27 protein-coding genes and 1 pseudogene are annotated in these 25,374 nt (G+C 60.9%); 13 read left to right on the top strand and 15 right to left on the bottom strand.

Going from position 1 to position 25,374, the window contains the following annotated elements; translation table 11 throughout:
- Positions 1–103 precede the first annotated feature (103 nt).
- The 3 genes from DEH80_RS10115 to DEH80_RS10105 form a co-directional block, all read right to left on the bottom strand.
- Complete coding sequence (locus tag DEH80_RS10115; RefSeq protein WP_207774556.1) at positions 104–2,002, bottom strand: CocE/NonD family hydrolase; 1,899 nt, start codon at positions 2,000–2,002, stop codon at positions 104–106.
- A 134-nt stretch (positions 2,003–2,136) separates the two neighbouring features.
- Positions 2,137–2,880 (bottom strand): UDP-2,3-diacylglucosamine diphosphatase, encoded by a 744-nt coding sequence (locus tag DEH80_RS10110; protein WP_109720380.1) that lies wholly within the window; start codon positions 2,878–2,880, stop codon positions 2,137–2,139.
- Positions 2,877–3,416 (bottom strand): peptidylprolyl isomerase, encoded by a 540-nt coding sequence (locus DEH80_RS10105; RefSeq protein ID WP_330408665.1) that lies wholly within the window; start codon positions 3,414–3,416, stop codon positions 2,877–2,879. Before DEH80_RS10105 ends, DEH80_RS10110 begins: the two co-directional genes overlap by 4 nt.
- A 183-nt stretch (positions 3,417–3,599) precedes the next feature.
- Here DEH80_RS10105 and DEH80_RS10100 point away from each other — a divergent pair, with 183 nt between their 5' ends.
- Together DEH80_RS10100 and DEH80_RS10095 are read left to right on the top strand one after the other, a co-directional pair.
- Positions 3,600–3,872 carry an ElaB/YgaM/YqjD family protein gene (locus DEH80_RS10100; RefSeq protein WP_109720379.1) on the top strand — a complete coding sequence of 91 codons (273 nt, stop codon included), beginning with the start codon at positions 3,600–3,602 and terminating at the stop codon, positions 3,870–3,872.
- A gap of 6 nt (positions 3,873–3,878) precedes the next feature.
- Complete coding sequence (locus tag DEH80_RS10095) at positions 3,879–4,304, top strand: hypothetical protein (RefSeq protein ID WP_109720378.1); 426 nt, start codon at positions 3,879–3,881, stop codon at positions 4,302–4,304.
- Between the two features lie 10 nt (positions 4,305–4,314).
- Here the strand turns inward: DEH80_RS10095 and dusA are convergent, their stop codons facing one another.
- Positions 4,315–5,334, bottom strand: a complete 1,020-nt coding sequence (gene dusA / locus DEH80_RS10090; protein WP_279323122.1) for a tRNA dihydrouridine(20/20a) synthase DusA — start codon at positions 5,332–5,334, stop codon at positions 4,315–4,317.
- 251 nt (positions 5,335–5,585) lie between these two features.
- On the opposite strand from dusA, the gene DEH80_RS10085 reads away from it, so the two are divergent.
- A complete protein-coding gene (locus tag DEH80_RS10085; RefSeq protein WP_165831411.1) occupies positions 5,586–6,527 on the top strand; it encodes a site-specific integrase in 942 nt (313 codons plus the stop codon).
- Here the strand turns inward: DEH80_RS10085 and DEH80_RS10080 are convergent.
- Complete coding sequence (locus DEH80_RS10080) at positions 6,515–6,829, bottom strand: pyocin activator PrtN family protein (protein WP_207774555.1); 315 nt, start codon at positions 6,827–6,829, stop codon at positions 6,515–6,517. The genes DEH80_RS10085 and DEH80_RS10080 overlap by 13 nt on opposite strands.
- Before the next feature lie 328 nt (positions 6,830–7,157).
- Here DEH80_RS10080 and DEH80_RS17185 point away from each other — a divergent pair, with 328 nt between their 5' ends.
- The 7 genes from DEH80_RS17185 (at position 7,158) to DEH80_RS10045 (ending at position 14,963) form a co-directional block, all read left to right on the top strand.
- Complete coding sequence (locus DEH80_RS17185; RefSeq protein ID WP_133249204.1) at positions 7,158–7,535, top strand: hypothetical protein; 378 nt, start codon at positions 7,158–7,160, stop codon at positions 7,533–7,535.
- A 67-nt stretch (positions 7,536–7,602) separates the two neighbouring features.
- Positions 7,603–8,904 (top strand): TolC family protein, encoded by a 1,302-nt coding sequence (locus tag DEH80_RS10070; protein ID WP_165831410.1) that lies wholly within the window; start codon positions 7,603–7,605, stop codon positions 8,902–8,904.
- The gene (locus DEH80_RS10065) at positions 8,894–9,865 is read left to right on the top strand and encodes an efflux RND transporter periplasmic adaptor subunit (RefSeq protein WP_109720373.1); all 972 of its coding nucleotides are present in this window, start codon (positions 8,894–8,896) and stop codon (positions 9,863–9,865) included. Before DEH80_RS10070 ends, DEH80_RS10065 begins: the two co-directional genes overlap by 11 nt.
- A 9-nt stretch (positions 9,866–9,874) precedes the next feature.
- Positions 9,875–13,045 carry an efflux RND transporter permease subunit gene (locus DEH80_RS10060; RefSeq protein ID WP_109720372.1) on the top strand — a complete coding sequence of 1,057 codons (3,171 nt, stop codon included), beginning with the start codon at positions 9,875–9,877 and terminating at the stop codon, positions 13,043–13,045.
- Entirely contained in the window at positions 13,042–13,668 is a 627-nt protein-coding gene (locus tag DEH80_RS10055) for a cation efflux transmembrane domain-containing protein (protein ID WP_109720371.1), read from the top strand. The genes DEH80_RS10060 and DEH80_RS10055 overlap by 4 nt, the downstream gene beginning before the upstream one ends.
- Positions 13,668–14,006, top strand: coding sequence for a YnfA family protein (locus DEH80_RS10050; RefSeq protein WP_109720370.1), 339 nt, complete (start codon positions 13,668–13,670; stop codon positions 14,004–14,006). Before DEH80_RS10055 ends, DEH80_RS10050 begins: the two co-directional genes overlap by 1 nt.
- Positions 14,007–14,051: 45 nt before the next feature.
- Complete coding sequence (locus tag DEH80_RS10045; RefSeq protein ID WP_109720369.1) at positions 14,052–14,963, top strand: cation diffusion facilitator family transporter; 912 nt, start codon at positions 14,052–14,054, stop codon at positions 14,961–14,963.
- Between the two features lie 17 nt (positions 14,964–14,980).
- Here the strand turns inward: DEH80_RS10045 and DEH80_RS17805 are convergent.
- The 10 genes and pseudogenes from DEH80_RS17805 to DEH80_RS09990 form a co-directional block, all read right to left on the bottom strand.
- A pseudogene (locus DEH80_RS17805) lies at positions 14,981–15,076 on the bottom strand (MerR family DNA-binding transcriptional regulator); the annotation flags it as partial.
- On the bottom strand, positions 15,076–16,206 hold the full coding sequence (locus tag DEH80_RS10035) for a c-type cytochrome (protein ID WP_165831409.1): 1,131 nt from the start codon (positions 16,204–16,206) through the stop codon (positions 15,076–15,078). The gene DEH80_RS10035 and the pseudogene DEH80_RS17805, both read right to left, overlap by 1 nt.
- A gap of 1 nt (position 16,207) precedes the next feature.
- On the bottom strand, positions 16,208–16,363 hold the full coding sequence (locus tag DEH80_RS17330; RefSeq protein WP_165831408.1) for a hypothetical protein: 156 nt from the start codon (positions 16,361–16,363) through the stop codon (positions 16,208–16,210).
- A 569-nt stretch (positions 16,364–16,932) separates the two neighbouring features.
- Entirely contained in the window at positions 16,933–17,688 is a 756-nt protein-coding gene (locus tag DEH80_RS10020; RefSeq protein WP_109720365.1) for a copper resistance protein B, read from the bottom strand.
- Positions 17,688–19,640: a copper resistance system multicopper oxidase gene (locus DEH80_RS10015; RefSeq protein WP_109720364.1), complete on the bottom strand. Its 1,953-nt coding sequence runs from the start codon at positions 19,638–19,640 to the stop codon at positions 17,688–17,690. Before DEH80_RS10015 ends, DEH80_RS10020 begins: the two co-directional genes overlap by 1 nt.
- Before the next feature lie 116 nt (positions 19,641–19,756).
- A complete protein-coding gene (locus tag DEH80_RS10010; RefSeq protein ID WP_133249203.1) occupies positions 19,757–20,143 on the bottom strand; it encodes a hypothetical protein in 387 nt (128 codons plus the stop codon).
- Between the two features lie 119 nt (positions 20,144–20,262).
- Positions 20,263–20,973, bottom strand: coding sequence for a PepSY domain-containing protein (locus DEH80_RS10005; RefSeq protein ID WP_109720362.1), 711 nt, complete (start codon positions 20,971–20,973; stop codon positions 20,263–20,265).
- Positions 20,973–21,467 carry a YybH family protein gene (locus DEH80_RS10000; RefSeq protein ID WP_109720361.1) on the bottom strand — a complete coding sequence of 165 codons (495 nt, stop codon included), beginning with the start codon at positions 21,465–21,467 and terminating at the stop codon, positions 20,973–20,975. Before DEH80_RS10000 ends, DEH80_RS10005 begins: the two co-directional genes overlap by 1 nt.
- Before the next feature lie 33 nt (positions 21,468–21,500).
- Entirely contained in the window at positions 21,501–22,271 is a 771-nt protein-coding gene (locus tag DEH80_RS09995) for a MauE/DoxX family redox-associated membrane protein (RefSeq protein ID WP_243412792.1), read from the bottom strand.
- Positions 22,272–22,509: 238 nt separating this feature from the next.
- Positions 22,510–22,920: a MerR family transcriptional regulator gene (locus tag DEH80_RS09990; protein ID WP_165831407.1), complete on the bottom strand. Its 411-nt coding sequence runs from the start codon at positions 22,918–22,920 to the stop codon at positions 22,510–22,512.
- Between the two features lie 130 nt (positions 22,921–23,050).
- Between DEH80_RS09990 and DEH80_RS09985 the strand changes: the two genes are divergently transcribed.
- Genes DEH80_RS09985 through merA form a run of 3 tightly spaced genes read left to right on the top strand, consistent with a single transcriptional unit; the run spans position 23,051 to position 25,093 of the window.
- Positions 23,051–23,362, top strand: a complete 312-nt coding sequence (locus DEH80_RS09985) for a mercuric transporter MerT family protein (protein WP_165831406.1) — start codon at positions 23,051–23,053, stop codon at positions 23,360–23,362.
- 28 nt (positions 23,363–23,390) lie between these two features.
- Positions 23,391–23,684 (top strand): cation transporter, encoded by a 294-nt coding sequence (locus tag DEH80_RS17585; protein ID WP_243412791.1) that lies wholly within the window; start codon positions 23,391–23,393, stop codon positions 23,682–23,684.
- Entirely contained in the window at positions 23,681–25,093 is a 1,413-nt protein-coding gene (gene merA, locus DEH80_RS09980; protein WP_243412790.1) for a mercury(II) reductase, read from the top strand. Before DEH80_RS17585 ends, merA begins: the two co-directional genes overlap by 4 nt.
- Positions 25,094–25,374 lie beyond the last annotated feature (281 nt).

Raw genomic sequence — 25,374 nt, 5'->3', positions numbered from 1 at the left:
ATAATGCGAACGATTATCAATAACAACCCTTCACGCGCCGGTTCTAAGGGGCTTGCGTCCCACGTCTGGCTGAGTATCGGACTCCGCGATTTTCCGCGGTCAGCTAGCCCGTGCTGTCGTCGTCGCGGCCGAGTGCGTCGACCGGGACGACCGGCAGGACAAGTGACGACGGGCGTGCGGCCGTACTGTCGATCCGCATGATGCCCAGCACCTGATCCAGCAGATCTGTGATGGGCGGCAGGCCATGCGGAAAATCACTGCTGGCAATGGCCACACGTAGTCGGTGGCCGGCCGGAATGACGAAGCTGCTGGGGAATATTTCGACGGACACCAGCGTCGACTCGCCCGGTTCGACCGGCTCGATCGACTCTGCGGTGTAGGGATGCCAGGGCTGGATGGACTCGCCGTCGAGCCTGCGCGATCGCTCAGGGTCTAGCGCCCGCGAGGAGAAGGTCTGCAGTCCGTTCGTGAGTTCGAACGATTGGCCCTCGGGTGAGACGCTGGTGACCCGCACGGCGACGCTGCCATCCGAGCCCAGCTCCGAGGCCAGCCACAGATCGGCCTGAATCGGCCCATTGATGTAGTAGTCGGCGTCCATCGGTGCTGTGGTGTAAGTCACCGCGCCCAGTAACGGCAGCTCATTGATGCTGTTCTGGCCTTGAAAGCAGGGCAGCGGAATCAGCTCCAACACGCCGGCTGTCCACTGGGCCGAGCTGGCCGAGCAGAGGTTCTGGACCGGAATCTGCACGGTATGTCGGGCGGGTTCATCCGTCGCGGGTGGGTCCGCGCTCAGCGAGCCGTTGCCGCGGAGGAACCAGCGTTCTGCGGTGGCCTGCGGGTGAGGCCAATCCGCGGACCGGACATAGCGGTCCTCGTTCCAGACGTACTGCGTGACGGCGGGGACGGTCTCGGCCTGGTTATCGATGTTCTTGAGATAGCGGTCGAACCAAAGCAGGGCCATGTGGTTGAGGTCGGGCACGCCATCGGCTGGCAGGCCCGCCCCCGAGGAAGCGTCCAGATGCGACCAGGGGCCGATGACGAGTTTGGTGGTTGCATGGGGCTTGATGGCTTCGTACAGCATGGGCTCGCCGCGCTGGAAGATGTCCCGCAGGCCACCGATGATGATCGTGGGCACCCGCACCTGATCCGCGACCTCAATGGGCGAGCGTGTGCGCCAGAATGGCCCGTCGTAGTTCTGTCCATTCACACCCAGCGTGGCCTGCAGTATCACCGGGATGTCATAGCTCAGTGTGCCTAGCACGTGCTCGACCAGCGTCGAGAGGGCCTCGGGTGAGGGGTGGGCGGGGATGAGTCCGAGCCCGGTGACCAGACCAATCCACAGCGGAATAAAGCCGACGTTCACCTGGCCACCGGTGAAGACGATGTCTCGGTAGGCATCGGCCATGGGCACGATGGCGAACATGGCCTGGTGGGCAGGATGCTGCCAGGCGGCGGTGTAAATCTGGGTGATGGCCATGAAGGAGGGCCCCCAGGTGCCGACACGCCCATTGCTCCAGGGTTGGCGGGTGATCCAGTCCATCACCTCCTGGTAGTCCAGTTGCTCACGTTCGCTGAAGATCTCCCAGGTGCCCTGGGAGGTCCCTGTACCGCGAACATCCACCGTGACATGGGCGTATCCGTGTTCGACCAGGAAGCTGTTGAACGCAAAGCCTTCCACGTAGCCACTGGCGCTCTTGTTGTAGCCCGTCTGCGTCAGGATGACCGGCAGTGGCCCCTCAATGGCGTTGCCGTCGGCATCGGTGGGCAGCATGACCTGTGCCGACAGCTTCGTACCATCACTCATGGTGATGTATTCGGCGGGCAGGCGGGTTGTTCCGTCGTAGGCAGGCGTCGGGCTGTAATCGAACCAGTCCGCTGCCATCGCAGGGGGCGCGGTGTTCGCCGGGGCGTCATCGCCGCCTCCACTACAGGCGGTGACAGCCACGGGCAGGCTAAGTGCGAGCAGGCGCAGGGCGAGAGCGGGACGGTGCAGGCTGATCACGGTGGTCTCCTCTTCATGCCGGGCGCCTCGATGACGCCTTCATTCAATGCATGATGAATGACGCAGCCGGGCCAAGCATTGGCCGTGATGACCTGCCATTTGTAAGCACTTTCTGACGGTGGCGGCGCGCCCGGTCAGGCCGCGATGTTCTCCGGCGGCGGCACGCGCAGACTGCCCGTGCGGCCTTCGCGGTCAATGGTCATGACCCGGCCGCCGGTGTCGGTGCGCCAGTCTTCCAGTACGTGGCGCTCGATCATCTGTTTCCCTTTGCCGACACGATGGACGGCCGGGCGATGGGAGTGCCCATGGATAACGCGCGAGGCCTGTGCATCACGAACGGCCTGGTACAGCGCGCGGCTATCGAGATCGGTGATTTGCAGCGGCTTGCCGGGTGTGGCCTGCCGGCTGCCTTGGCGGAGCCGGTTGGCTAGCCCGACCCGCCAGCGCTGGGGCATGCCGTAGAAACCCCGTTGCACGGCGCGGCTTCGGACCACGGAGCGAAATGCCTGGTAGCTGCGATCCTGGGTGCAGTAGCGATCCCCATGCGTCAGCAGGGTGACGATGCCGGCTAACTCGCCGACCCAGGGGTCAGAGATCAGCGTCGCTCCGGTTGCCGATTCGAAAATTGGACCGAGCAGAAAGTCCCGGTTGCCGTGCATCACATGCACCTGCACGCCGGCATCCACGGCACCGGAAATGGCATCGATGGCCGCCCCGTGTTCAGGCATGGAGAGGTCGTCGCCTAACCACACGTTGAACAGGTCTCCCAGGATGAATATGACCGATGCGTCGCGTCCGGCACCGGCCATGTACTCCACAAAGCGCCGGGTCAGTCCGTCTCCCGGCGCCAGGTGGAGGTCAGATAGCAGATGGATCACTCGGAATCGATGATGCGCACGGACTCGATGACCACCAGCGGCTGCGGCACGTCCGAACGGAACGGGCCCTGGGCGCCGGTTGGCATCTCGGCGATCTTATCGACGACGTCCATCCCCTCGATCACCTTCCCGAACACCGTATAACCGTAGCCGTAAGACGTCTCACTGCGGAAATCCAGACGTCCGTTGTCGCCGTGGTTGATGAAGAACTGGGCTGTGGCCGAGTGCGGGTCGTTGGTCCGCGCCATGGCAATGGAGCCGCGCACGTTGGACAGGCCGTTATTGGCTTCATTCTGGATGGGGTCGCGGGTCTCCTTTTTGGCCAGCGATTCGGTGTGCCCGCCACCTTGAATCATGAAGCCCTCGATCACGCGGTGGAAAACCGTGCCGTCGTAGAAGCCGTCGTTGGCGTATTCAACGAAATTGGCCACCGTCGTGGGCGCTTTGTCGGCGTCCAATGCCAGCACAATCTTGCCGGCCGAGGTCTGCATGTCGACCTTGACCATGTCTGCGGTGGCGGCTGCGGATGTTGTCATGAGTACGAGTCCAGTCAGGAATGTCAGTCGGTTGAGCATGAGCGCTTGAGTCTCTGCGAATTGGTTCCGCGGGCATGATAATGCGGGGCGCGCTGGAATGCCGAACAAGCCAGCCAAGGAACATCGTTCCACGTCGCTTGTCTGCTAAGGGGCGGGGGAACATGAAGACAAGGAGGATGAATCATGGCGAGCTCAGATGCCGAACTCAAAGCCGTAAAGGACGACCTCAGTCAGCTGCGTGAAGACGTCAAGACCCTGACCGAGTCCCTGCAGGCAACGGCCAAGGGCCGAGCAGCCGATGCGCGGGCTCGCGTGCGGCAGGGTGTGGATCAGGGCAAGGATCAGCTGCTTGCGGCCGAGCAGCAGGCCGAGGCCAAGATCGCCGAACACCCGCTGCAAAGCGTTGGCATTGCCTTTGGGGTCGGCTTTCTCATCGGCCGACTGGCGGGACGGTAGCTGCCCATGCTGATCGAGCGCGCCCGGCGCGCGACGCGCTGGGGCGCGTTCTCATTGCTGCTGTGGGGGCTGATGAGTGTATGGATCAGCCTCGCCATCTTCTGGCTACTGCGGAACTGGTGGCCGGCCTGGGCGTCCGCCTCGGGCGTTGCGGCCGTGGCCTTGCTCATCTACGTCGGCGCCGTCGTGCTGCGGCGCTATCGGGCGCGCCGACGTCAGGTTGATGCAGGGTCGCCGCCCGATATGCCGCAGGAAATGATCGACTTGCTCGAACGCTGGACGGCAGATCAGCCCTGGCTGGCGGTTGGCGTGGCGGCAGGTGCGGGCTGGGTGACGGCACGATCCGAGGGCGATCCTCAACAAACGCTTAGGCAAATCCTGGAATTAATGCGCGGTATGGAAGCCGCGCGTCAGCAGACGCGTCGTTCTTAGCGGCCGCCGCTTATACCGCGACGTTGCTCGACGCGCGTGCGCCACGCGGTTGAACCGCCTCGACGGCTGCATCGAAAACCTCTAGACCGGCCGCGCGATCATGGGCGCCTTCCGATAGCAGGCGTCGAAACACACGCCCGCCCGGCTGGCCGTGATAGAGCCCGAGCAGCGGGCGGATGAGCCGACCCAGTGGCGTACCCGCCTGGCGCTCGGCGGCCACATGCAGGCGGTACTCCGCCAGCACCTGGGCGCGTGATTTCGGGGTGGCATCGCCGCCGAATATGCGCGAATCCACCGCGCTGAGCAGGTACGGCCGCTGATACGCCGCGCGCCCCAGCATCACGCCATCGACCTGCTGGAGGTGATCCAGCGAATCATCAATCGTTTGTATCCCGCCGTTAATGGCGATGGTCAGTTCGGGTCGTTCCCGCTTGATGCGATAAACGAAGTCGTAGCGCAACGGGGGGATGTCCCGATTCTCCTTGGGTGACAGGCCATCTAGCCACGCCTTACGGGCGTGCACGATAAACACCCGGCAGCCCGCCTCGGCCACAGTGTCGATAAAGGCTTCGAACGGCTCATACGCATCCTGCCGGTCGATGCCGACACGGGTCTTGACCGTTACCGGAATCGCGACGGCTGCCTGCATGGCCGCCACGCAGTCACCGACCAGCTTGGGTTCTGCCATCAGGCAGGCGCCAAAGCGGCCGTTCTGCACCCGGTCGGACGGACAGCCGACGTTCAGATTGACCTCGTCATACCCCCAGTCTTCTGCCATCCGCGCACACTCGGCCAGCGCCTGCGGATCGCTGCCGCCGAGCTGCAGCGCTACCGGGTGCTCGGTCTCGCCGTAGGCCAGATGGCGTTCGACATCACCATGCAGCAACGCCCCCGTCGTCACCATCTCGGTATAGAGCAGGGCATGGCGCGACAGGATGCGGTGCAGGGCACGGCAGTGCCGGTCGGTCCAGTCCATCATCGGTGCGACGCTGAAGCGCCACTGCCCAGAAATTGAAGAATTACGCGACAAAACAGTTGCTTATCGTGGTTTCTTGTCCTCCATGGGACACGCGTTTTTGTGCATTTAGAGGTATTATAGAGACGGTGGTGCACAAAAAAGTGCACAACGAGTGAGCGTTGTGCACCGGAATTGGAGGAAGAATGGCGACCATAACTAAGTGGAAGAATGCGAACGGGACGATGTCATATCGGGCCCTCATACGTGTCAAGCGAGAGGGCAAGATTATCGCGTCTGAGTCCCGCACGTTTCCGCGTCGTGCCATGGCCGAGAACTGGTCGCGTAAGCGCGAGACCGAGATCAAAGGGGAGGGCAGTACTCGAAAGCTGGCGCTAAAAGACATCACCGTTGGCGACGTCATACACCGCTATCGTGCCGAGTACGAACAGCTCAGTGGATGGGCTCGCTCAAAACGTGAGCATCTGCGGTTCCTCGCCAAGCACGATATCGGGCGCGTCAAAGTCCAGGACCTGACGAGTCAGGTGTTGATCGACCATGTGCGGACAAGGCGACAGGCTGGTACAGGGCCATCAACTGTCATGAACGACATCACTTGGCTGAAAGCCGCGTTCTCGCCGATGAATGTCGCGTGGGACTTACCGTTCGATATGACTGTGTTTGAAGACGCTCTGCAGTTCAGCCGCGACCAGAAACTCGTCCGTCGTTCACGGCGACGTACGCGTCGCCCGACAAAGGATGAATTGAGCCGGCTCGACAAGTACTTCGCGCAGTCTGATCAGAACGCCATGATCCCCATGCAGGAGTGCGTCAAATTTGCGCTCGCGTCCTCACGCCGACAAGCCGAGATCACCCGGCTTCGGTGGGACGACTTGATTGAGAAGGATCTTGTGATTGTAGTGCGGGACGTGAAGCACCCTCGCACCAAGAAAGGGAATGACCTTGAAAGCAAGCTCACGCCCGAGGCGCTCGAGATCATCAAACGCCAGCCGCGAACCAGTGAACTGATCTTCCCGTACAACCCCAAGTCCGTTGGAGCACGGTTCACCCGCGCTTGCCGAATACTCGGAATTCAGGATCTCCGCTTCCACGATCTCCGTCACGAGGCTACATCGAGGTTGTTCGAGCGCGGGTATGCGATCCACGAGGTGGCAGCGTTTACGCTCCACCTGGATTGGAACATCCTTCGCAGCTATACACATTTGAAAGCGAAGGATGTTCCAACCCGGCCGTATCAGGCGGCATAGGCCATCCCGATGTGGTGGCGTTTGGCTTGAGCGCGTTGCTCGTCGATGAGTTGTGCGAGATCTTCGATGTGGACGAACCAAGGTGACTTTTGCGATCCCGTCCGAAATGTCGGAACGGGTAGTTGATTAGTCGCGGCCTTGCGTCGGGCCTGACCTTCTTCCATCCCGAAAAAATCGCCGCAAATCGCGGTGAGTTCAACGATGGGGCTGCCGAATCTTTGGACCAGGATTTCTGCAGTAGAACGGTTCATGGTGATATACGTGGTGTGCATGTACATCATCAAAGGGACGGGGCCGGACATTTGCGCATCGCATGACCGCTGGGGCACTTATTTGGCCGATTGCATCTCGTCGAACTGGCCGCGTTGTGCCAACAGCCGTCATTCGCAGGTCAGTTTTTTCTCTTGCCAAGCCGTCCGTCTGACCGGGACCGAACCCGTTTACTGATAAACCGGACACCGGTCGTTTCGGGGTTCTCCAGGGGGCGTAGTACCCCCTCCATCGCATCCCGTCGCCCCGTGTGAGAAAAAAATCAATGCTGAGGCACTTTGTTCGCCAAGTGATTGTCTGAGTTTCCGACTTATCAGATAATAGACTTCAAGCAGTCCTCCTCAGCTACGTTCTCGTCACTTGCATATCAATTCTCACAAATTGGTCTGGTTCCTGGTCATCCTCGTGCTGGCCAGCCGCATCCTGGGCGCGCATGCCCATGCGTGCTCGGACGGTGACCTCGATTGCCTGAAGGAAGCGCATGCAGACGCGATTGCTCACGTTAGTGAAGCGTGTGCGGACGAAACCTGTATAGACACCAAGGTTGATGCGGCTGACGGCATCCTGGTCAAGCTGCTCGACCTGGATGAAAGCGATTTGCTCGCCGTTGTTGCAGCTGTATTGCTGGGCTTGTTTATCGCGCCGCGCATATTGCTCGTAACGCAGCGCACCGCGCCGGTGCCGCACCGCCGTGTCGGTCTCAGCCCCCCAGCGCGAGCACCGCCCCTAGTTCTCTAGATATCGCCTCCGGTGCCAATGCGGCACCGCCATGCGCCTGTTCGGCGCAACGATTTCTGGAGTCACCATGTCTGGTTATTTTTGCCGGATGGCGCTTTTCGCCATCGGGTTCACTTGGCTTGCAGCGGGCCATGCACAACCGCAAACCGCTGACGCCCTGACCTTGGGCGAGACGATTCAACGGGTCACCGACAACAACCCGTCCCTGGCGGCCTATGCGCCGCGTTTGAAGGCCTTGGCCGGGGAGCGAGCTTCAGCGTCGCTTTCACCGCCGTTGGCGCTCAATGCCGAAGCGGATGAGTTTGGCGGGACCAATGAAGCACAGGGCATCGACGGCGTTGAGTTAACGCTGGCTCTTTCCAGCGTCATCGAGCTGGGTGATCGTCCTGCCTTCCGCACAGCCATCGTTGATGCACGGGAAGGGTTGTCCGTTGCGCAGCGACGCACGCAGTTGCTGGATGTGCAGGCCAAAGCTGCCCGGTTGTTTGTAGAACTGGCTGCGCTGCAGCAGGAGCTTGAGGTCGCCCGCCAAGCGGAGGATCTTGCGCGCCAAGCTGAAGAGACCGTGGGCCGGCGGGTCAGCCGTGCACGCGCTCCACAAGCGGAACTGGACCGCGCCAAGGCCGCCACGGCCCGCGCCAGCCTGGAGGTGGGCCATATCGAGCACCAGCTGCCGACGCTGCGGACCAAGTTGGCCGCGCTGTGGGGTGCTGAGCAGCCCGGCTTCGAGTTGGTTGATGACGATGCGCTGTTTCATCCTGGCAACGCAGGGGCCTTCGAGCCGCTGGTCGACGCTCTGAACCGCAACCCGGACCTTCAGCAACTGGCCAGCCACGAGCGAATCCAAACGGCCAGCTTGCGCCTGGCCCAGTCAAACGCGCGTGGCGACATTCGCTGGCGGGCTGGCGTGCGCCGTCTGGAGGGCAGCGATAGCACGGGCCTGGTTGCCGGGGTGAGCATTCCCTTGTTCTCCGGCCGCCGCGCGCAGGGCGACATTGCCGCGGCGACGGCGCGACGCGAGGCAGCGCGGTTTGATTCACAGGCCGCCGTTATTGCCGCACGCGCGACGCTGTTTGAAGCGTGGCAACACCGGACCCACGCCATTGAAGCCTTCGCCATGTTGCGGGATGCAGTCATCCCCAGGCTGGAGTCTGCCCTGGGAGACACACGTGAGGCCTACCGGGCCGGGCGCTACAGCTACCTGGAGCTGATTGCCGCCAGGCAAGAGCTGATTGATGCGCGACTGGCGCTCGTCAACGCTGCACGCCGTGCCCATCTCAACCGAATTGAACTGGAGCGCCTGTCCGGCGCGGCGCTAACTGCTGCCGACGGCGACTCTGAACACAAGGAATCTGACCATGACCACTGAACGAAACACTTTTGCCGCGACGATGCTGGCCGTGAGCCTATCGCTGTTCACCGCAATTCTTGCGCCGACTGCGCTCGCCGCTCAAGAAATGGACGATCATGCCGAACACAGCGAACCCGATACGCACAATGGCCAATCGAATGACCACGGCGGTGCCGATGTCGTCCAGCTAACCGATGAGAAAATTGCATTGGCAGGCTTGGAAACGGCTGTCGCACAACCCGGCATGCTGCGCGAAACGCTGCAGGTTTACGGTCGCATCGAACCCATCCCATCACGCATGGCGGTCGTCCGGGCACGGTTTTCGGGCCAGATCATCCGGCTCGATCCCGATGTGGGGCAGCGCGTGACACGTGGTGATGCCTTGGCCACGGTTGAGGCCGATGACAGCCTGCAGCGCTACACCCTGCGGGCACCCGTCAGCGGCGTGATCGTCGAGCGCATGGCAACAGCCGGTGAGGTGACTGCCGACCGCAACCTGTTGCGGATCGCGGACTATTCACAAGTCTGGGCACAGCTCGCCATCTTTCCGTCTCAGGCCGAAAAAGTGCGCGCAGGCCAAACGGTTTTGCTGCTTGGCGACGGCGTGCAAACCGAAGGCGTCATCGATTGGATCACTCCCGATGCGATGCTCGGGCCTGCGCGCCACGCGCGCGTGGTGTTGCCAAACCCCGATGGCAAGTGGACGCCGGAATCGACCATCCGCGCGGAGATCGTCACAGCTGTGACCGATGCCGCGCTCGTCGTCGAGAACCGGGCATTACAGGACATCGAAGGCCGCCCATCCGTGTTCGTTCGAGAAGCGGATGACTTTGAAGTGCACCCACTCACGCTGGGCCGCAGCGACGGCCGAGCAACGGAGGTGCTGGGCGGTTTGAAACCCGGTGTGGTGTACGTGACGGCCAACAGCTATCTGCTGAAGGCCGAGTTGGAGAAATCCAGCGCCGAACACGACCACTGAGGGCTCGTCATGATCAATTCAATTGTGCGCGCTGCGGTTGAGCAGCGCTGGCTGATATTGGCACTGATGCTGGTGTGGATCGGGGTCGGGGTGTGGAGCTACAGCTCGCTGCCCATTGATGCCGTGCCGGATATCACCAACGTGCAGGTGCAAATCAACACCGCCGCACCCGGTTACTCGCCACTGGAGACCGAGCAGCGGGTGACCTTCCCGGTAGAGACGGCGCTCTCGGGCCTGCCGAATCTGGACTACACCCGCTCGCTGTCGCGCTATGCGCTGTCACAGGTCACGGTGGTGTTTGAAGAAGGCACCGATCTGTATTTCGCCCGCAACCTGATCAACGAGCGCTTGTCTGCCGTACGCAGCCAACTGCCACCCGGCCTGGAGCCGGAGATGGGGCCGATCAGCAGCGGATTGGGCGAAATCTACATGTACGCCGTGCGCGCCGAGCCGGGTGCCACGCAGGCGGATGGCCGCCCTTGGGATGCCATGGGCCTGCGCGAAGTGCAGGAATGGATTATCCGCCCGCAGCTTGTGCTCACGCCGGGTGTGGCGGAGGTCAACAGCATTGGCGGCTTCAACAAGCAGTACCACGTGCTGCCTGATCCGCAGAAGCTGCTGGCGTGGGGTCTGTCGATGTCGGACCTGACCGACGCCCTGATGCGCAATAACAGCAATCGCGGCGCAGGCTATGTGGAGCGTAATGGCCAGCAACTGCTGGTGCGTTCACCGGGGCTGTTGGAGAGCATCGCCGACATCGAGCAAGTTGTAGTCACTCAGCGCGAGGGGGTCCCTGTGCTGGTGAACGATGTTGCCGAGGTCGCGCTCGGACGAGAGTTGCGTTCGGGGGCGGCGACCGTCGCCGGCGAGGAGGCCGTGGTTGGCACCACCATGATGTTGCTTGGTGAGAACTCGCGTGCCGTGGCGCGCGATGTCGCCGAGCGTATCGAGACCATCAACCGCTCGCTGCCTGATGGCGTGTACATCCAAACCCTGTACGACCGCACAACGCTGGTTGATAAAGCCATCTCCACCGTGCAGAAAAACCTGCTCGAAGGCGCACTGCTGGTCATCGTGGTGTTGTTCCTGCTGCTGGGTAATATCCGCGCCGCCCTGATCACTGCTGCGGTTATCCCGTTGGCGATGCTGGCGACGATCACCGGCATGGTGCGCACGGGCGTCTCGGCCAATCTGATGAGCCTGGGCGCACTGGATTTCGGGTTGATCGTGGATGGCGCCGTGATTGTGGTCGAGAACTGCATTAGACGTTTGTCCGAAGCACAACACGGCACTGGCGAGCGAAGGCTCGCGCTCAAAGAGCGACTGCATGTGGTCTATACCGCCACCAGTGAAGTGATTCGCCCGAGCTTGTTTGGCGTTGGCATCATCACCGTGGTTTACATCCCGATCTTCTCGCTCACAGGCGTTGAGGGGAAGATGTTTCACCCGATGGCCGCTACCGTCGTGATGGCGTTGCTGGCGGCCATGGTGCTGTCACTGACATTCGTTCCGGCGGCCGTTGCCCTATTCATGCGCGGGCCAGTTGCAGAGCGCGAGAGCTTGCTGATTCGCGGAGCCAAGCGGGCCTATGAGCCGCTGCTGGCTGGCGCACTGAAGTTGCGCTGGGCGCTGGTGGCCGGAGCGACGGTGCTCGTGGTGGCCAGTGGCTGGCTTGCCACCACGCTGGGGTCTGAATTTGTGCCGCAACTCGATGAAGGTGATGTCGCCATCCAGGCCCTGCGGATCACGGGCACAGGCTTGGGCCAGTCGCTTGAGCTCCAAGCTCAACTGGAACAGCGCATCAGCGAGTTTCCGCAGGTCGAAATCGCGTTTGCCCGCGTCGGTACGGCCGAAGTCGCCACCGACCCGATGCCGCCGAACATCTCGGACGGTTACGTGATGCTCAAGCCGCGCAATGAATGGCCCGATCCGAGCCTGTCCAAAGCCGAACTGGTCGAGCAGATGGAAGACGCGCTGGGCGAGTTGGTGGGTAACAACTACGAGTTCTCGCAGCCCATTCAACTGCGCTTCAACGAGCTGATCTCAGGCGTCCGGGCAGACCTTGGCATCAAGGTGTTTGGTGATGACTTGGAAGAACTGCTGCGTAGCGCGCAAGCCATCCAGGCCGTGGTGCAAGACATCGACGGTGCGGCAGACGTGCGCGTCGAGCAGGTCAGCGGCTTGCCTGTGCTGTCGGTCATCCCAGACCGCACGGCGCTGGCCCGTTATGGCCTCAATGTGCAAGCCGTCCAGGACCTGGTCGCGACATCTGTAGGCGGGACTGCTGCAGGCTTGATCTTCGACGGTGACCGCCGGTTCGAGTTGATCGTGAGGTTGCCCGAGCGCCTTCGGCAAGACCCGGCAACGCTGGAACGCCTGCCGCTGATGCTCCCAGGTGAAGCGCAGGGCGAGAGTGGCGCACGCTACCTGCCGCTCGGCGAAGTCGCCGACATCAAGCTCGCCCCCGCTCCCGCACAGATCAGCCGGGAGGACGGCAAGCGTCGGGTCGTGGTCACAGCCAACGTGCGTGGGCGCGACCTCGGTTCGTTCGTGGCAGAAGCGCAGCAGCGCATCAATGACCAGGTCGACCTGCCTGCCGGGTACTGGCTGGACTACGGTGGCACGTTTGAGCAACTGCAATCCGCGAGCAAGCGGCTCAGCCTTGTTGTGCCGGTCACACTGATGCTGATTCTGGGCCTGTTGCTGATGGCCTTCGGGTCGCTGAAAGACGCGCTCATTATCTTCACCGGTGTGCCGCTGGCGCTCACCGGCGGGGTGGCGCTGCTTTGGCTGCGTGACATGCCGCTGTCCATTTCCGCCGGAGTTGGTTTTATCGCGTTATCCGGGGTGGCGGTGCTCAATGGCTTGGTGATGCTGTCGTTCATTCGTGAACTGCGGGCTGATGGCAAGCCCTTGCAGCAGGCCATCACCGAAGGCGCATTGGTTCGCCTGCGCCCGGTCTTGATGACGGCACTGGTGGCAAGCCTGGGCTTTGTACCGATGGCGCTGAACACCGGCACGGGTGCCGAAGTCCAGCGACCGCTGGCCACCGTGGTGATCGGCGGCATCGTATCCTCAACCTTGCTGACGCTACTGCTGCTGCCGGCCTTGTATCGGATCGTGCATGGGCGGGAAGATGACAGCGAGCTGTCGGCAAACACCAAGGGAAGTGAAGCATGAGCGACTGCGGATGTGAGTTCGAGGCCCGCAATCAGGCGGAGCGGCGTGTGCTGATCGCCCTGATGGCCATCAATGGGGTGATGTTTGTCGCCGAGTTCGGATTGGGTTGGCTGAGTCAATCCACAGGATTGATCGCCGACTCACTCGACATGCTCGCTGATGCGTCGGTGTATGCCATCAGCCTGTATGCGGTTGGACGTGCGGCAACGGCCAAAAATACGGCGGCACGACTGTCGGGCTGGCTGCAGATCAGTCTGGCTTGCCTGGTGTTGATCGATGTCGCCCGGCGATCTGTACTCGGAAGTGACCCGCAAAGTGAATGGATGATCGGCGTGGCGCTGGTCGCACTTGCGGCGAATGTTGTCTGCCTGTGGCTGCTTCGTAAACACCGAGATGGCGAGGTCCACATGCGTGCTGCCTGGATTTTTTCTGCCAACGATGTCATCGCCAATATGGGCGTTATCCTGGCGGGTGTCCTGGTGATGGTGTCGGCGTCGCGCTGGCCAGACCTGGTCATCGGCTTGACCGTTGCCGGCATTGTTCTGCGCGGCGGCATTCGGATCCTCCGTGAGTCCAAGCAGCAGCCTGTGACGCAAGGCGCCAATACGGCCGGTGAGGTTTGATGCTGGCGGAAAGCGCTAAGTTGTTCGGCCTGTTCGTCGCCACGGCGCTCGCCGAAATCGTCGGCTGCTACTTGCCGTACTTGTGGCTGCGGCGCGACGGCAGCGCGTGGTTGCTGTTGCCGGCTGCTGCCAGTCTGGCGCTTTTCGTGTGGCTGCTCAGCCTGCACCCGGAGGCTGCCGGGCGTGTATATGCGGCCTACGGTGGTGTCTATGTCAGCGTCGCTCTGGCTTGGTTGTGGCTGGTGGATGCAGTGCGCCCGACGTATAGCGATTTGCTTGGCGTCGGGCTTTGCCTTACCGGCATGGTTGTCATCATGCTTGGAGCACGAAATGCATGACCGAGTGACTGTCTCAACTGTCGCAGCCGACTCGAGACACCTGACATGAGCGCCGATCACGACCATGCGCATACCTCCAGCACCAGGACCTTGCTGCTGGCGCTAGTCATCACCACCGGCTTCGCGGCCGTCGAGGCGGTCACCGGTTGGCTGGCCAATTCGCTGGCGCTGATTGGCGATGCCGGCCACATGCTGACGGACAGCCTGTCGTTGGCGGTCGGCGCGCTCGCGGCCTGGGCAGCCAGGCGGCCACCGACAGCACGGCTGAGTTACGGCTGGCAGCGCACCGAGGTATTGGGCGCGCTGTTCAACGTCATTTTCATGTACGCCATCGTGACGGTCATCATCTATGCGGCAATCCAGCGCTTGATCGACACCCCGGAGGTTGAGGGCGGCACGGTATTGCTGGTGGGTACGTTTGGCTTACTGGTGAACATCGGTGTTGCCTGGCTGCTGTCGCGAGGCGAGCAGACGTTGAATACTCGCGGGGCAATGTTGCACGTGATGGGCGATCTTCTGGGTTCGGTTGCGGCAGTGGGCTCTGGAATCGTGGTGCTGGCCACGGGGTGGATGCCAATCGATCCGATTCTGTCTCTACTAATCTGTGTCTTGATTCTTGTGTCATCCACCAAGCTGCTTATCGAGACGCTTCGCGTCGTGATGGCCGGCGTGCCACCGGGATTGGATCTGGACGAAATCAAGTGCGCGATTCGAGACAGTCATCCATCGATTTCAGGCGTGCATCACCTGCATGTCTGGGAGGTGTCGTCGCACAGCCGAGCGTTGTCCGCACATGTGGAGATGCAGGCATTGGAATATTGGCAGCCTGCGTTGGAGGCTGCGGCCATGCGATTGCAGGCAGAGTACGGCATTAACCACCCGACCTTGCAGCCAGAACTCGAATGCATTACGTACAAAACGAGCCGGTTGATTACTTCGTCATCGAACAGTCGGTAGTTTCCCGAGCCTTTCCGGTGCGGAGGTACAAGGCCGACGCGCTCGTAGTATTGAATGGTCTCGACCGGGATTCCGGTTTCGGATGCAGCTTGTCCAATCTGCAAGCCGTCCATCAGTGTTCACCATTGGCTTTTCCAGATGACCAATGCACGTGCGCTATGCGCCACTGCTCGGCATCCCGATGCATAACGAGCGTCTCGGTGCTGATCACATCGATGGCCCGATCACCCAGCTGCGCGGTCAATCTGGATCGAGTTGCCACCCACGCACGGTCATCTTGAATATCGGAACTTCGAGATAGCGGCTCTCGCTTGGCTTGTTGCAAAAATGCCATGTCACTGGGCATGTGATGACCGGCGTACTCGTCCATTGAACTCTCAACGCCGCCCGATTCAAAGATCAGAACCTGGTCTGCGAGCACCCTGCGCACGGCAACCTCATCGCCATCTGCCAATGCGTCGTAGAACTCGTTTGCCAGTGCTTCGGCGTCATTCCTTGCGAGTGGCTTCGTCGGTTCAGCATGCGAGTGATCATGGTCGGAATGGTCGTCCTTCGGCGTTTCGCGGGTGGGCGGAGGCGACCCATGATCATGCGCATGCCCGTCGTCTGTGTCGCTGTGCGGGTGATCGCCATCGCCATCGGTCGCAGGCGCATCGGCTGCCGAACCATCATCTGAGCTGTCGTCACCCGGACCATGTCGGTGGTCATGCCCGTCGTCGGCATCCAAGACTTTGCCTGCTCTCGTCACCAGCGAACGGTATGTGTTCGCGTCCGCGCCTTTCATAGCTTGCAGGAATCCGACCAACCCCCAAAGCTCTGAAGATTCATGGGTCGGGCCGAATGCCGGCATGCCGGTCATGCGCACGCCGTTGTCGATCACCCAGAACTGCTCTGCGGGCGTGCTGTGATCCGCAATGTCCAGCAGGGCGGGCGGCTGGGGATTCAGCCCAGTGGCTACCGGTGTGTCACCCAAGCCGGGCGGGGTGTGGCAAGTGCTGCACATGGCATCGAAGTTTCGGGCACCAATGAGCACCGAAGCATCGGACGCGTAGTCCGCTGGAACATCCACGTCGCGGGCGCGGCGTTGCACGGATTGGTGATACGTCGTGTGCAGCAACCAGGCAACCGGGCCGACATCACGCTCAGTAGCGGCGACGTTGTACAGGCCGGTCAAGGGCACCGCAAGCGCGATGACGCCCACGCCGATGATTGCAGTTACAGCACCCAGTACAAACCTTTTCATGTCAGTGCCCCCCATGGTTGTGATCATGTCCGTCGGCTTGGCGCTTCCCCTTATCGGCAGACTCCGGATGCGAAGACTCGCAGGCCGCCATCATCGCCATGTGGTCGGCGTGTTGCTGGTGGTTCATGGCGCCCATGTCCATCTGCCGGTGTTGCATGCAATCCTCGCGGCTGGGTGCCGAAGCCTTCGCCGATTGAGCGCGATGTGCGTCGTGCGCCCCGCCGTGTTGGCCTGCAGCAAATACTGGATTTGCCGAGCTGGCGACCAAGAGGGCTACGCAAGTCAGAAACATTTTGGTCATGTTGAGTACCTGGATAGGAAGTAATGAGTTGTGCGCGACATTAGTTGTCACTCTGCTGGTTGGTGAAAATGAGACGGTGGACTTGCCCCAAACTCAGCTGGATTTCGACCAAGTAGCGCTGGCTATCGAGGGCTGGGTCAACGGATCCGACAGCGTGTCGTAACTGATCCTTAGCGGCACCGCTTGCATGCCCGAGGCTGTCCAGGCCTTGAGCTGAGCGCTCGGTAGTTGCACCGGATTATCCCGAAGGTCTCTGGCGTAGACGTGTACGAGCCCGTCTTGCAGCACGAGCTCCACCCGCGTTTGTCCAACCTGCTCAACCAGCCCGCCATGCATGGGTTGGAGTGGGGTCGCCGGCCGGTGAGCGATTGCCGGACCAGTCACAAGAACAAAACACGCCAACACGGCGTGGGGTAGGGCGCGGCTCAAAACCACGCCCGTACTCCTACGACCAGCGCATTCACGGAGGTCGGCGCTCGTTCTTCACGCGCAAAGTCTGCAGTTTCGCCATAGCGTTGCGTCCACTCGAAGCCGATGTACGGCGCAAACTTGCGGCTGATCTCATAGCGCAGACGCAGGCCAGTCTCCGTCGTATTGACGCCGCCACCCACGCCGGCCTCTGGAACAGACTGCACGGCGGCGTTCAACTCGAAGCGAGGCTGCAGGATGACGCGCTGCGTGATCAGCAGTTCGTACTCAGCTTCAATGCGCAGCGACACATCACCGTCATCACTGATGAAGCTGGCGGCATCGACTTCGAAAAAGTACGGTGCCAGGCCCTGCACACCAAATGCGAGAAACGTCCGGTCCGGGTCTGGCCGAAAGTCGTGTCGCACACCGACTTGCAGATCCCAGAACCGGCCGATCATTCTGCCGTAGCCAAGTTGCAGTTCAGCTGACTCCAATGGCTCGCCCTGCGCGCCTTCGCCTTCGGTCTTGAGCCAGCCCTTGTGCACATCGCCGCCGTACCAGCCCTGGGCATCCCAAACGTTGGTGTCTTCAGCGTCCGCGAAGCCGGCCTCCAGTCGATCGATCAGAAACTGGGAGAAACGCGATCGCTTGACAGGCTCAGGCCAGGACGCCGGGGCACCAGTTCTCGGATTCACGCCGTCATCCGATGCGTGCGCGGGGATTGCAGAGATGGCTGCCAGGCAGGTAAGCAGTGTAATTAGGTAACGCATCAGACCACCTCCACGACGCGAAACATGCCCATCTTCATGTGGTACAGCAGATGGCAGTGAAAGGCCCAACGCCCGCGCTCGTTCGCCGTAATTAGCAAAGAGGCTCGCTCCGACGCCTTGACGCTCAGTGTGTGTTTGAGGGGCAGCCGCCCGTCATGGCCGTTCTCCAGCTCCATAAACATCCCGTGCAGGTGTATTGGGTGCTCCATCATGGTGTCGTTGACGAGAATCAGACGTAGCCGCTCGCCGTAGTTGAAGCGAACGGTGCTTTCGACTTCATGAAATCGGTCGCCGTCGAAAGACCACATGTAACGTTCCATGTTGCCGGTGAGATGCAGTTCGATCTCGCGATCGACCGGCCGGGTATCGGCGTTGGGCTGAATGTTTCGCAGGTCGGCGTAGGTCAGCACGCGATGATCGACATCCTCCAAGCCGGTACCGGGCTCACCCAGCCGGTTGCGCTGGACCGTCGCCACGCTGATGTTGCCGGGTCCATGTGTGTCCGGGCCATGTCGCGCGACGACTGGACCAGCCCGCTCCATCCGGCTTTCGATCGGCTGATCCCGGCCATTGGGAATTGATGCCGCCAGCGTCGCAAAGCCGGAAATGGCAGGCGCAGTCTTCATGCCGGCAGAAGGATCCATGCTGTGATCCATGGATGCATGAGCTGACCCCGATGCTGTGTCTTTGCCCTGCATGCCGGACATGCCCTGGTGGTCCATGCCTTTCATCTTGGGCATGTCACCGTGCTGCATTCCCTTCATGCCGCCGTGGCCGCCTCCCATGGACATATCCATGCCCATATCGACCATGGTGCGCATGGGTCGCTCTCTAAGCGGCGGCACTGCTGCCTCCATGCCCAAGCGCGGTGCCAGCGTGCCGCGTGTATAACCGCTGCGATCCATGGACTCGGCCATCACCGTGTAAGCGGCATCCTCTTGCGGTTGGACGATGACATCGAAGGTTTCGGCGACGCCGATCTGGAACTCGTCGGTCTCAACGGGCTGAATGTTTTGTCCGTCAGCCTGGATAACCGTCATGGGCAGCCCCGGGATTCGGACATTGAAATAGCTCATTGCCGAGCCATTGATAAAGCGCAAGCGGACGCGTTCGCCAGGGCGGAATAAACCCGTCCAGTTACCGGCCGGGTGCAGCCCGTTCATCAGGTAGGTGTAGGTCTCGCCGGTGATGTCGGCGATATCTGTTGCCATCATGCGCATACCACCCCAGGCCGCACGGTCTGCGAGGGCGGCGCCTGTGCCCGCCTTGCGTGCGTCACGAATAAAGTCTTCGCTGGTGCGTTGCTGAAAGTTGTAGTAATCGGCCATGCCCTTCAGGTTCGCCAGAACCCGATGCGGATCTTCGAATGTCCAGTCCGACAACATCACCACGTAGTCCCGGTCATAGGCCCAGGGTTCTGGTTCGGCCGGGTGGACGACCATGGGTCCGTAAAGGCCTAACTGCTCCTGCAGGCCCGAGTGGCTGTGGTACCAATATGTGCCGTATTGACGAACATCGAATTCGGCATTGAAAGTGTCGCCCGGTTTGATGCCGGGGAATGTCACGCCGGGAACGCCGTCCATCTCGAACGGCAGCAAGATGCCGTGCCAGTGGATCGAGCTGTCTTCGGCAAGATGGTTGGTGACCCGCAGTGACGCCCGTTGCCCCTCGTAAAGTTCGACCACGGGACCCGGAATTGAGTTGTTCAGGGTCATCGCCTTGGGTCGCTGCCCGGCCAGCTCGAGCCGTTGTTCGCGAATTGCGATGTCCATGAGGGTGTCGGCGGCATGACGACGGTTGGGGGGTGTAACCGTGCCAAGCCCTGGGGCGAATTGCGTTGCGGCGTAGGCGGGCAGCAGGCTGTTGAGTGCGAGCAGGCCGCCAGCACCTAATGCGCCTTGTAGAAATTCACGACGTTGCAACAACGTCGCCGGGGTGTTGGGTTGACTCATGCGTGTATCTCCTGACTGATAACCAATTCCCGGACCGAAAAGCGGTCGGGCTTGGAGCCGCTGCGCCAAACGTCAGCGCGAGCGGTCTCTACACGCCTCGCGAGGCGTGTGTTTCGTCAGGTGATACTGGGTGGGTGAGTCAGTTCATCGGCACGGTCGAGGGGCTTCCCGATCACAGCCGGAATCTTGGCGAATGCGATGATTTGCACTGGAACGGCGGCAATGTCGCCAACCGCAGTCGCCATCACTCCGGTGGTGCACGACGACATGTTGCTGCACGGGGTGCCATCCAAGTGGACGCCGAATAACTTTCCGGCTTCGCTTCCGGAGACCATTTCATCTCCGGCATGCGATCCACAGTGCTCAGCGGTGTGATTGTCGGGTGCAATCTCCATCTCAGCAGAGTGACCGCCAGCGTGCTGTGCGCAACATGCAGCTGCGGCTTGGGCTATCGGCCCAAGCACAAAGCTTACCGTCAAAATGACAATGATCCAGTTGCGCATAGGCCCAGTATGACCTTGTAGTTTGGTCCAGGGTCAAGCGGTAGAACTTGCGCTGCCACAGCGATCACAAGGGCTGGCTCCGTTGCCGCGACAAGCCAACGAGCGAAACGACAAAGCGCTCACGCCGTTCGAGAGCCCCGTGATTTTCGGCGAAATGCGAAGACCAGCATCCACAGTCCGCTAATCACGAACAGCAGCGCTGTGCCGGCTGTGATCAGCAGTAGTGGATGATTGAAGTCGTCGCGGTCGTCATAGTCCATGATGTGCAACATCCAGACAAAGTCGAAGATGCGCCATAAATTGTTGCGGCGGGCTACCACTTCACCGGTTTGCGGCGACACATAAATTCGTGTCCCTAGATCATCGTTGACTGCGATCTGCCACAGGGGCAGCTCACGCCCACGTGTCTCGTAGTGCGGGGTGTCCACCAAGCGCACCACCGCACCTGATGCATCGCCGGCGTAGTCTGCTTGCGCGACAGCTAAGGCTTGCGTGGATTCGATTGGATCCAACCGGGCGCCGGTACGTGCATCTATCAGGTACGAATCATTGCTGGTTTCAACCCGATAAACAGGCTGACCCAGCCAGTGGGTCAGTCGCAAGTCGGTAACGGTCTTGCCAAATCCCGCCAAGAGGTCGCCAGGGGGGCTGACGGGACCCGCGGCGCGCAGGTCTACTGTCGCTGCATTCGCAACTCGATGTGCCCCGCGCACGGCATCGAGGTCGAGAAACGCCATGGTGAATCCGCCGGCCACCCACAGCGTCAATTGGATTGCGATCAGCAGGCCGAGCCATCGATGGACTTGGCGGACACGGCGACGCCAGAGCATCAGTGCTTGTGGGTGTGATCAGGGTTTGACTTACGCGGTGCGCGCGACGACGAGTGGGTGTGAATCACTTTCCATTGGCCGTCCAGGCGCCGGAACAACCAAGTGCCGTAGCCCGTCCTGTCAATCTCGCGCCCGCCATCTCGAATTTTGGCCTGCACACGTACGTCGGTGATCGCCCAGGCGAAGTCTCCCTCAATGTGTGTTTCGATCTTGCTGATATCGAGCTTCAGGTACTCCAGCGCGTCCTTTTCCGGCTCCACGTGGTGCGTCACCAGATCATCGAGTCCTTCGTTCTGGCCACCCGACTCGATGTAACGCGCGCCGGGGAAATCGAGAAAATGGTTCAGGAATGGGGTGCCATCTCCCGATTCCCATCCAGCCTCAATGGCATTGATGATTTGAACCAATGACTGACGGTCATCGGCTGAAGCCGGTGCAGATGCGAAGGCTGCTGCCACGAGTGCCAGCGCAACGGCCGTTGTTTGCTTGATCACATTAACTCTCCATCATCGTTTTCGCGTCCATGGTCAAAACCAGCCGGCGCTGAGCCCAAACTTGATCGGCATCCACAGGCCCATCACGATCATGACCAGGTTCTCCGTCAACGACACAAACCCAAGCGGCACATTCGAATTGCCACCAACGCAGGCGCACTTCAATTCACGCTTGTCGATATACACCGCTTTGACTACAGAGCTAGCGCCGATTGTGCCAATAAATAGTGCAACAGGCGCTGCGATCAATCCTGCCAGGCCTCCCGCTATCATCAGTAGCCCGGCAGCGGCCTCGGCGTAGGGGTAGAAATATCCATAGCCGACTCGGCGTTGCGCCAGGAGATCGTAGTTCAGGAACATCGTCGAGAAACTCTCGACATCCTGAAGCTTTTGCAGCGCCAAGCCGGTCATTGCAAACGCCGCAAAAAGCTCCACCGTTCGCAAGGAAAACAGTTGCGATTCGGCAAACCAGGCGACTGCGATCGCGGAAAGTGCACTCACAGCGAAGATCATCAGGACCGGCGTATATGACTTGTCGTCGCTGTCTTTTTCGAATCCAGTGAATCGAGCCCGCAGATCGTCGTAGCCACCAACGCGTTCGCCGTCTATGAAGGTTTGTGGGGTGGTCTCCACTCCATGCTTGTCCTTGAACGCCTCTGTCTGTTTACGAGTCTCAAGGTGGTTGTCCTGAACTGAATAGCCCTGTCGTTCCAGTAGCCATTTCGATTTAAGCCCGTAAGGACATAGATGGTCCGGCATGACCATTCGGAAGAGGCTGGCTTGTTTGTTTGATGTTGTCGACACGCAGATGACACCCTCGCAATAAATCGATTAAACGCTGTTGGCATTCACAAACTTGAATGAATTACTCGGCCAACGGCGGAGCAGTTGCAGCATGCTAAGTCTTTAGCGTGCTACAGGGTCAAGAGGGCGGAGTCATCGGATCAGGAGCGAATACGTTGTTCTGCAATCCGCAGCGCGCCAGGCGCAATCGACTTCCACAGCTCCAGCACTTGACGGTCCAGCCGCTCCCTCAGAGGGGTTACAGTGAAGAGCGACCCATCTGACGAACAACCGGGCACTCGTCGCGGCTCGGATCGCACTCCGACGCCAAGCGTCTGAGCCGGGACTCCAGCGCCTTTAGCGACTGAATCCTGCTGCGGACCTCATCGGCATGTGCCAGCAACTGGCGCTGCACGGTCTCGCACCGCATCTCTTCGCCTTCAGTGGCGGCGCTCAGCTCGCGAATCTCGTCCAGCGACATGCCGATGTCTCGCCAGGCCCGGATAGTCGCCAGCCGGTCAAGCGTTTCCTGGGAGAAGTAGCGATAGCCATTGTCACCACGCACGGGACTGGGTAGCAGGCCGATTCGCTCGTAATGCCGAATGGACTCTGGAGAGATGCCGCTGCGCCGGGCGGCGTCTCCTATGGTGATCGAGGTGGTTGCTGACATCGTGGTTGCTTGATTGCGAGGGCTTGACCTTGTAACGGTTACAGACTGCATCGTAGCCCGCAGGTTCCCCAGCAAGACTGCGATGCAAGCTCCCACACACCGAAAATCTACATGGCTTACGACAGGCGGATTGGTCGGCGCAATCGCCGCGTCTAGCTGCTGCATTCTGCCGCTGTTGTTCTTTAGCCTGGGGCTGGGCGGTGCATGGCTGGGGCAGTTGAGCGTGCTGGCGCCATACCAGCCGTATTTCCTCGGTGTGACACTGATTTTGCTGGCGCTGGGTCACTACCAGGTCTGGTTCCGGGCACCCAAGGTCTGTGCGTCCGAGGACTGCGCCGAGCGTCAGCCCGGATGGCTGCTCAAATCCATCTTGATGATCGCAACCGCATTGACACTGCTGGCGCTGGCATTCCCATGGCTGGCACCGCTGCTGGACGCATGAAGGCAGTCACGACTCGGAGATCACGATCATGACCAGAACAATTGCTATAGGCGTATTTCTGCTTGCCGCCTTGCTGCCGTTTGGAGCGAATGCAGCAGAGGCTGTCGCCACCTTCGACATCGACAAGATGACCTGTGCGGGCTGTCGATACATCGTCAAACAGTCCATGAATAGCGTCGAGGGCGTGCAGGACGTGGAGGTGTCTTACAGGCAGCGCCAAGCCATCGTGACGTATGACGATGCGCTCACCGATCCGCAGGCCATCGCCGCTGCAAGCGCGGCGAACGGCTATCCCGCAACACCTGTGGAAGATGATCAATGACTGACGCGACATCAGAAACACTGCACATCGCCATCATTGGTAGCGGCTCAGGCGCCTTTGCGTGTGCCATCCGTGCTGCCGAACTGGGTGCACGGGTGACGATGGTCGAACGCGGTGAAGTCATCGGCGGCACCTGCGTCAACGTGGGCTGCGTACCGTCCAAGATCATGATTCGCACTGCGCAGCTTGCGCACGACAGACGCCACGTGCCGTTCGAGGGACTGAACACGGCCGAGGCCGACATTGACCCGCTGCGATTGATGCAGCAACGCGAGCGACGCGTGGCCGAACTGCGTCAGAGCAAGTACCAGCGCATCATCGATGAGCAAGACGCCATCACCTTGCTTCGCGGAGAAGCCTGGTTTGATGGACCAAAATCGCTCACTGTGCGAACGGACCACGGTGATCAACACATTGCGCCTGACCGGATTCTGATTGCCAGTGGCGCGTCCCCGGCCATTCCGAGCATCAAGGGCCTGCCGGGCACGCCGTTCTGGACCTCGACGCAGGCCATGCGCAGCGGCGAGTGCCCACCGCGACTGATCGTGATTGGTGGCTCCGTGGTCGCTGTCGAGCAGGCCCAGGCGTTTGCCCGCCTGGGCAGCCAGGTGACCATGCTGGTACGCAGCCGCTTGTTGTCCTCCGAAGACCCGGCGCTGGGCGACGGATTATGTGCGTACTTGCGCGGCGAAGGCATCGACGTGTGCCTGGATACCACGGCATCTTCGATTGCGCATGACGGCGCATTGTTTACCGTCAATGTCGGTGATGAGGCCTTGGTCGCGGAGCGTTTACTGATCGCAACGGGGCGGCGGCCCAACACAGAAGTATTGCGCCTGGGCGCGGCCGGAGTGGAAAGCGACCGCACCGGCGCGATTCTGGTCGATGAACGCCTGCGAACTTCAGCACCGGACATCTACGCCACGGGTGATTGCACCACGCTGCCGCAGTTCGTCTATGTGGCAGCCGCCGGCGGCACGCGCGCGGCAGACGCCATGCACGGCATTGCATCCACACTCGATCTGTCGGCGATGCCGGCGGTGATCTTCACCGACCCGCAGGTGGCCACGGTGGGTTTGAGCGAAACCCAGGCCGAGCAGCAAGGCCTTGAGGTGGATTCCCGCAGGCTTGAAATGGATCAGGTGCCACGGGCACTGGCCAACTTTGATGAGCGCGGTTTCATCAAGCTGGTGATCGACGCTGAATCCCGCGTGCTGATCGGGGCGCAGATACTGGCACCGGAGGCGGGCGAGATCATTCAGATCGCGGCCTTGGCGATCAGCCAGCGGCTGACCGTGGAACAGCTCGCCGGGATGTTGTTTCCTTATCTCGTGTACGCCGAGGCCATCAAGCTGTGCGCGCAGACGTTTCAGCGTGATGTATCGCAATTGTCGTGTTGCGCGGGATGACACAGCCCACCAGTTGCGATCAAATCTCTGTCTGATCTGTGCCATTGGGTACGGCCCAGTTAGCACGGACGAAATTAGTAGCGGGTAGAACGGCCGCTTTGGGCTGATTGCCGACCTTCAGAAACCAGTCCCATGAACCGCCCCGGGAATCCCGGAGGCTCATAGGTTTGAGTCAGGCGGCCATCGCCTGACCCTCAATCTGTGAATAGTAAGCCGCTTCGCGCTCGATCGGCGGGACATTGCCGATCGATTCCATGATGCGGCGGTTGTTGAACCAGTCG

The organism is Abyssibacter profundi, assembly GCF_003151135.1.
Classification (GTDB): Bacteria; Pseudomonadota; Gammaproteobacteria; order Nevskiales; family OUC007; genus Abyssibacter; species Abyssibacter profundi.
Note: the sequence above shows the minus strand (reverse complement) of the source record. Positions and strands in the feature narration are given on the sequence as shown.

Excerpts from the sequence above, each read along its gene's own strand:
- DEH80_RS10105 (WP_330408665.1), bottom strand. The coding sequence starts at position 3,416 with ATGACAACATCCGCAGCCGCCACCGCAGACATGGTCAAGGTCGACATG.
- DEH80_RS10100 (WP_109720379.1), top strand. The coding sequence starts at position 3,600 with ATGGCGAGCTCAGATGCCGAACTCAAAGCCGTAAAGGACGACCTCAGT.
- DEH80_RS10095 (WP_109720378.1), top strand. The coding sequence starts at position 3,879 with ATGCTGATCGAGCGCGCCCGGCGCGCGACGCGCTGGGGCGCGTTCTCA.
- DEH80_RS10085 (WP_165831411.1), top strand. The coding sequence starts at position 5,586 with ATGGCCGAGAACTGGTCGCGTAAGCGCGAGACCGAGATCAAAGGGGAG.
- DEH80_RS10080 (WP_207774555.1), bottom strand. The coding sequence starts at position 6,829 with ATGTCCGGCCCCGTCCCTTTGATGATGTACATGCACACCACGTATATC.
- DEH80_RS10070 (WP_165831410.1), top strand. The coding sequence starts at position 7,603 with ATGTCTGGTTATTTTTGCCGGATGGCGCTTTTCGCCATCGGGTTCACT.
- DEH80_RS10065 (WP_109720373.1), top strand. The coding sequence starts at position 8,894 with ATGACCACTGAACGAAACACTTTTGCCGCGACGATGCTGGCCGTGAGC.
- DEH80_RS10060 (WP_109720372.1), top strand. The coding sequence starts at position 9,875 with ATGATCAATTCAATTGTGCGCGCTGCGGTTGAGCAGCGCTGGCTGATA.
- DEH80_RS10055 (WP_109720371.1), top strand. The coding sequence starts at position 13,042 with ATGAGCGACTGCGGATGTGAGTTCGAGGCCCGCAATCAGGCGGAGCGG.
- DEH80_RS10050 (WP_109720370.1), top strand. The coding sequence starts at position 13,668 with ATGCTGGCGGAAAGCGCTAAGTTGTTCGGCCTGTTCGTCGCCACGGCG.
- DEH80_RS10045 (WP_109720369.1), top strand. The coding sequence starts at position 14,052 with ATGAGCGCCGATCACGACCATGCGCATACCTCCAGCACCAGGACCTTG.
- DEH80_RS10035 (WP_165831409.1), bottom strand. The coding sequence starts at position 16,206 with ATGAAAAGGTTTGTACTGGGTGCTGTAACTGCAATCATCGGCGTGGGC.
- DEH80_RS17330 (WP_165831408.1), bottom strand. The coding sequence starts at position 16,363 with ATGCAACACCGGCAGATGGACATGGGCGCCATGAACCACCAGCAACAC.
- DEH80_RS10020 (WP_109720365.1), bottom strand. The coding sequence starts at position 17,688 with ATGCGTTACCTAATTACACTGCTTACCTGCCTGGCAGCCATCTCTGCA.
- DEH80_RS10015 (WP_109720364.1), bottom strand. The coding sequence starts at position 19,640 with ATGAGTCAACCCAACACCCCGGCGACGTTGTTGCAACGTCGTGAATTT.
- DEH80_RS10010 (WP_133249203.1), bottom strand. The coding sequence starts at position 20,143 with ATGCGCAACTGGATCATTGTCATTTTGACGGTAAGCTTTGTGCTTGGG.
- DEH80_RS10005 (WP_109720362.1), bottom strand. The coding sequence starts at position 20,973 with ATGCTCTGGCGTCGCCGTGTCCGCCAAGTCCATCGATGGCTCGGCCTG.
- DEH80_RS09990 (WP_165831407.1), bottom strand. The coding sequence starts at position 22,920 with ATGTCAGCAACCACCTCGATCACCATAGGAGACGCCGCCCGGCGCAGC.
- DEH80_RS17585 (WP_243412791.1), top strand. The coding sequence starts at position 23,391 with ATGACCAGAACAATTGCTATAGGCGTATTTCTGCTTGCCGCCTTGCTG.
- merA (WP_243412790.1), top strand. The coding sequence starts at position 23,681 with ATGACTGACGCGACATCAGAAACACTGCACATCGCCATCATTGGTAGC.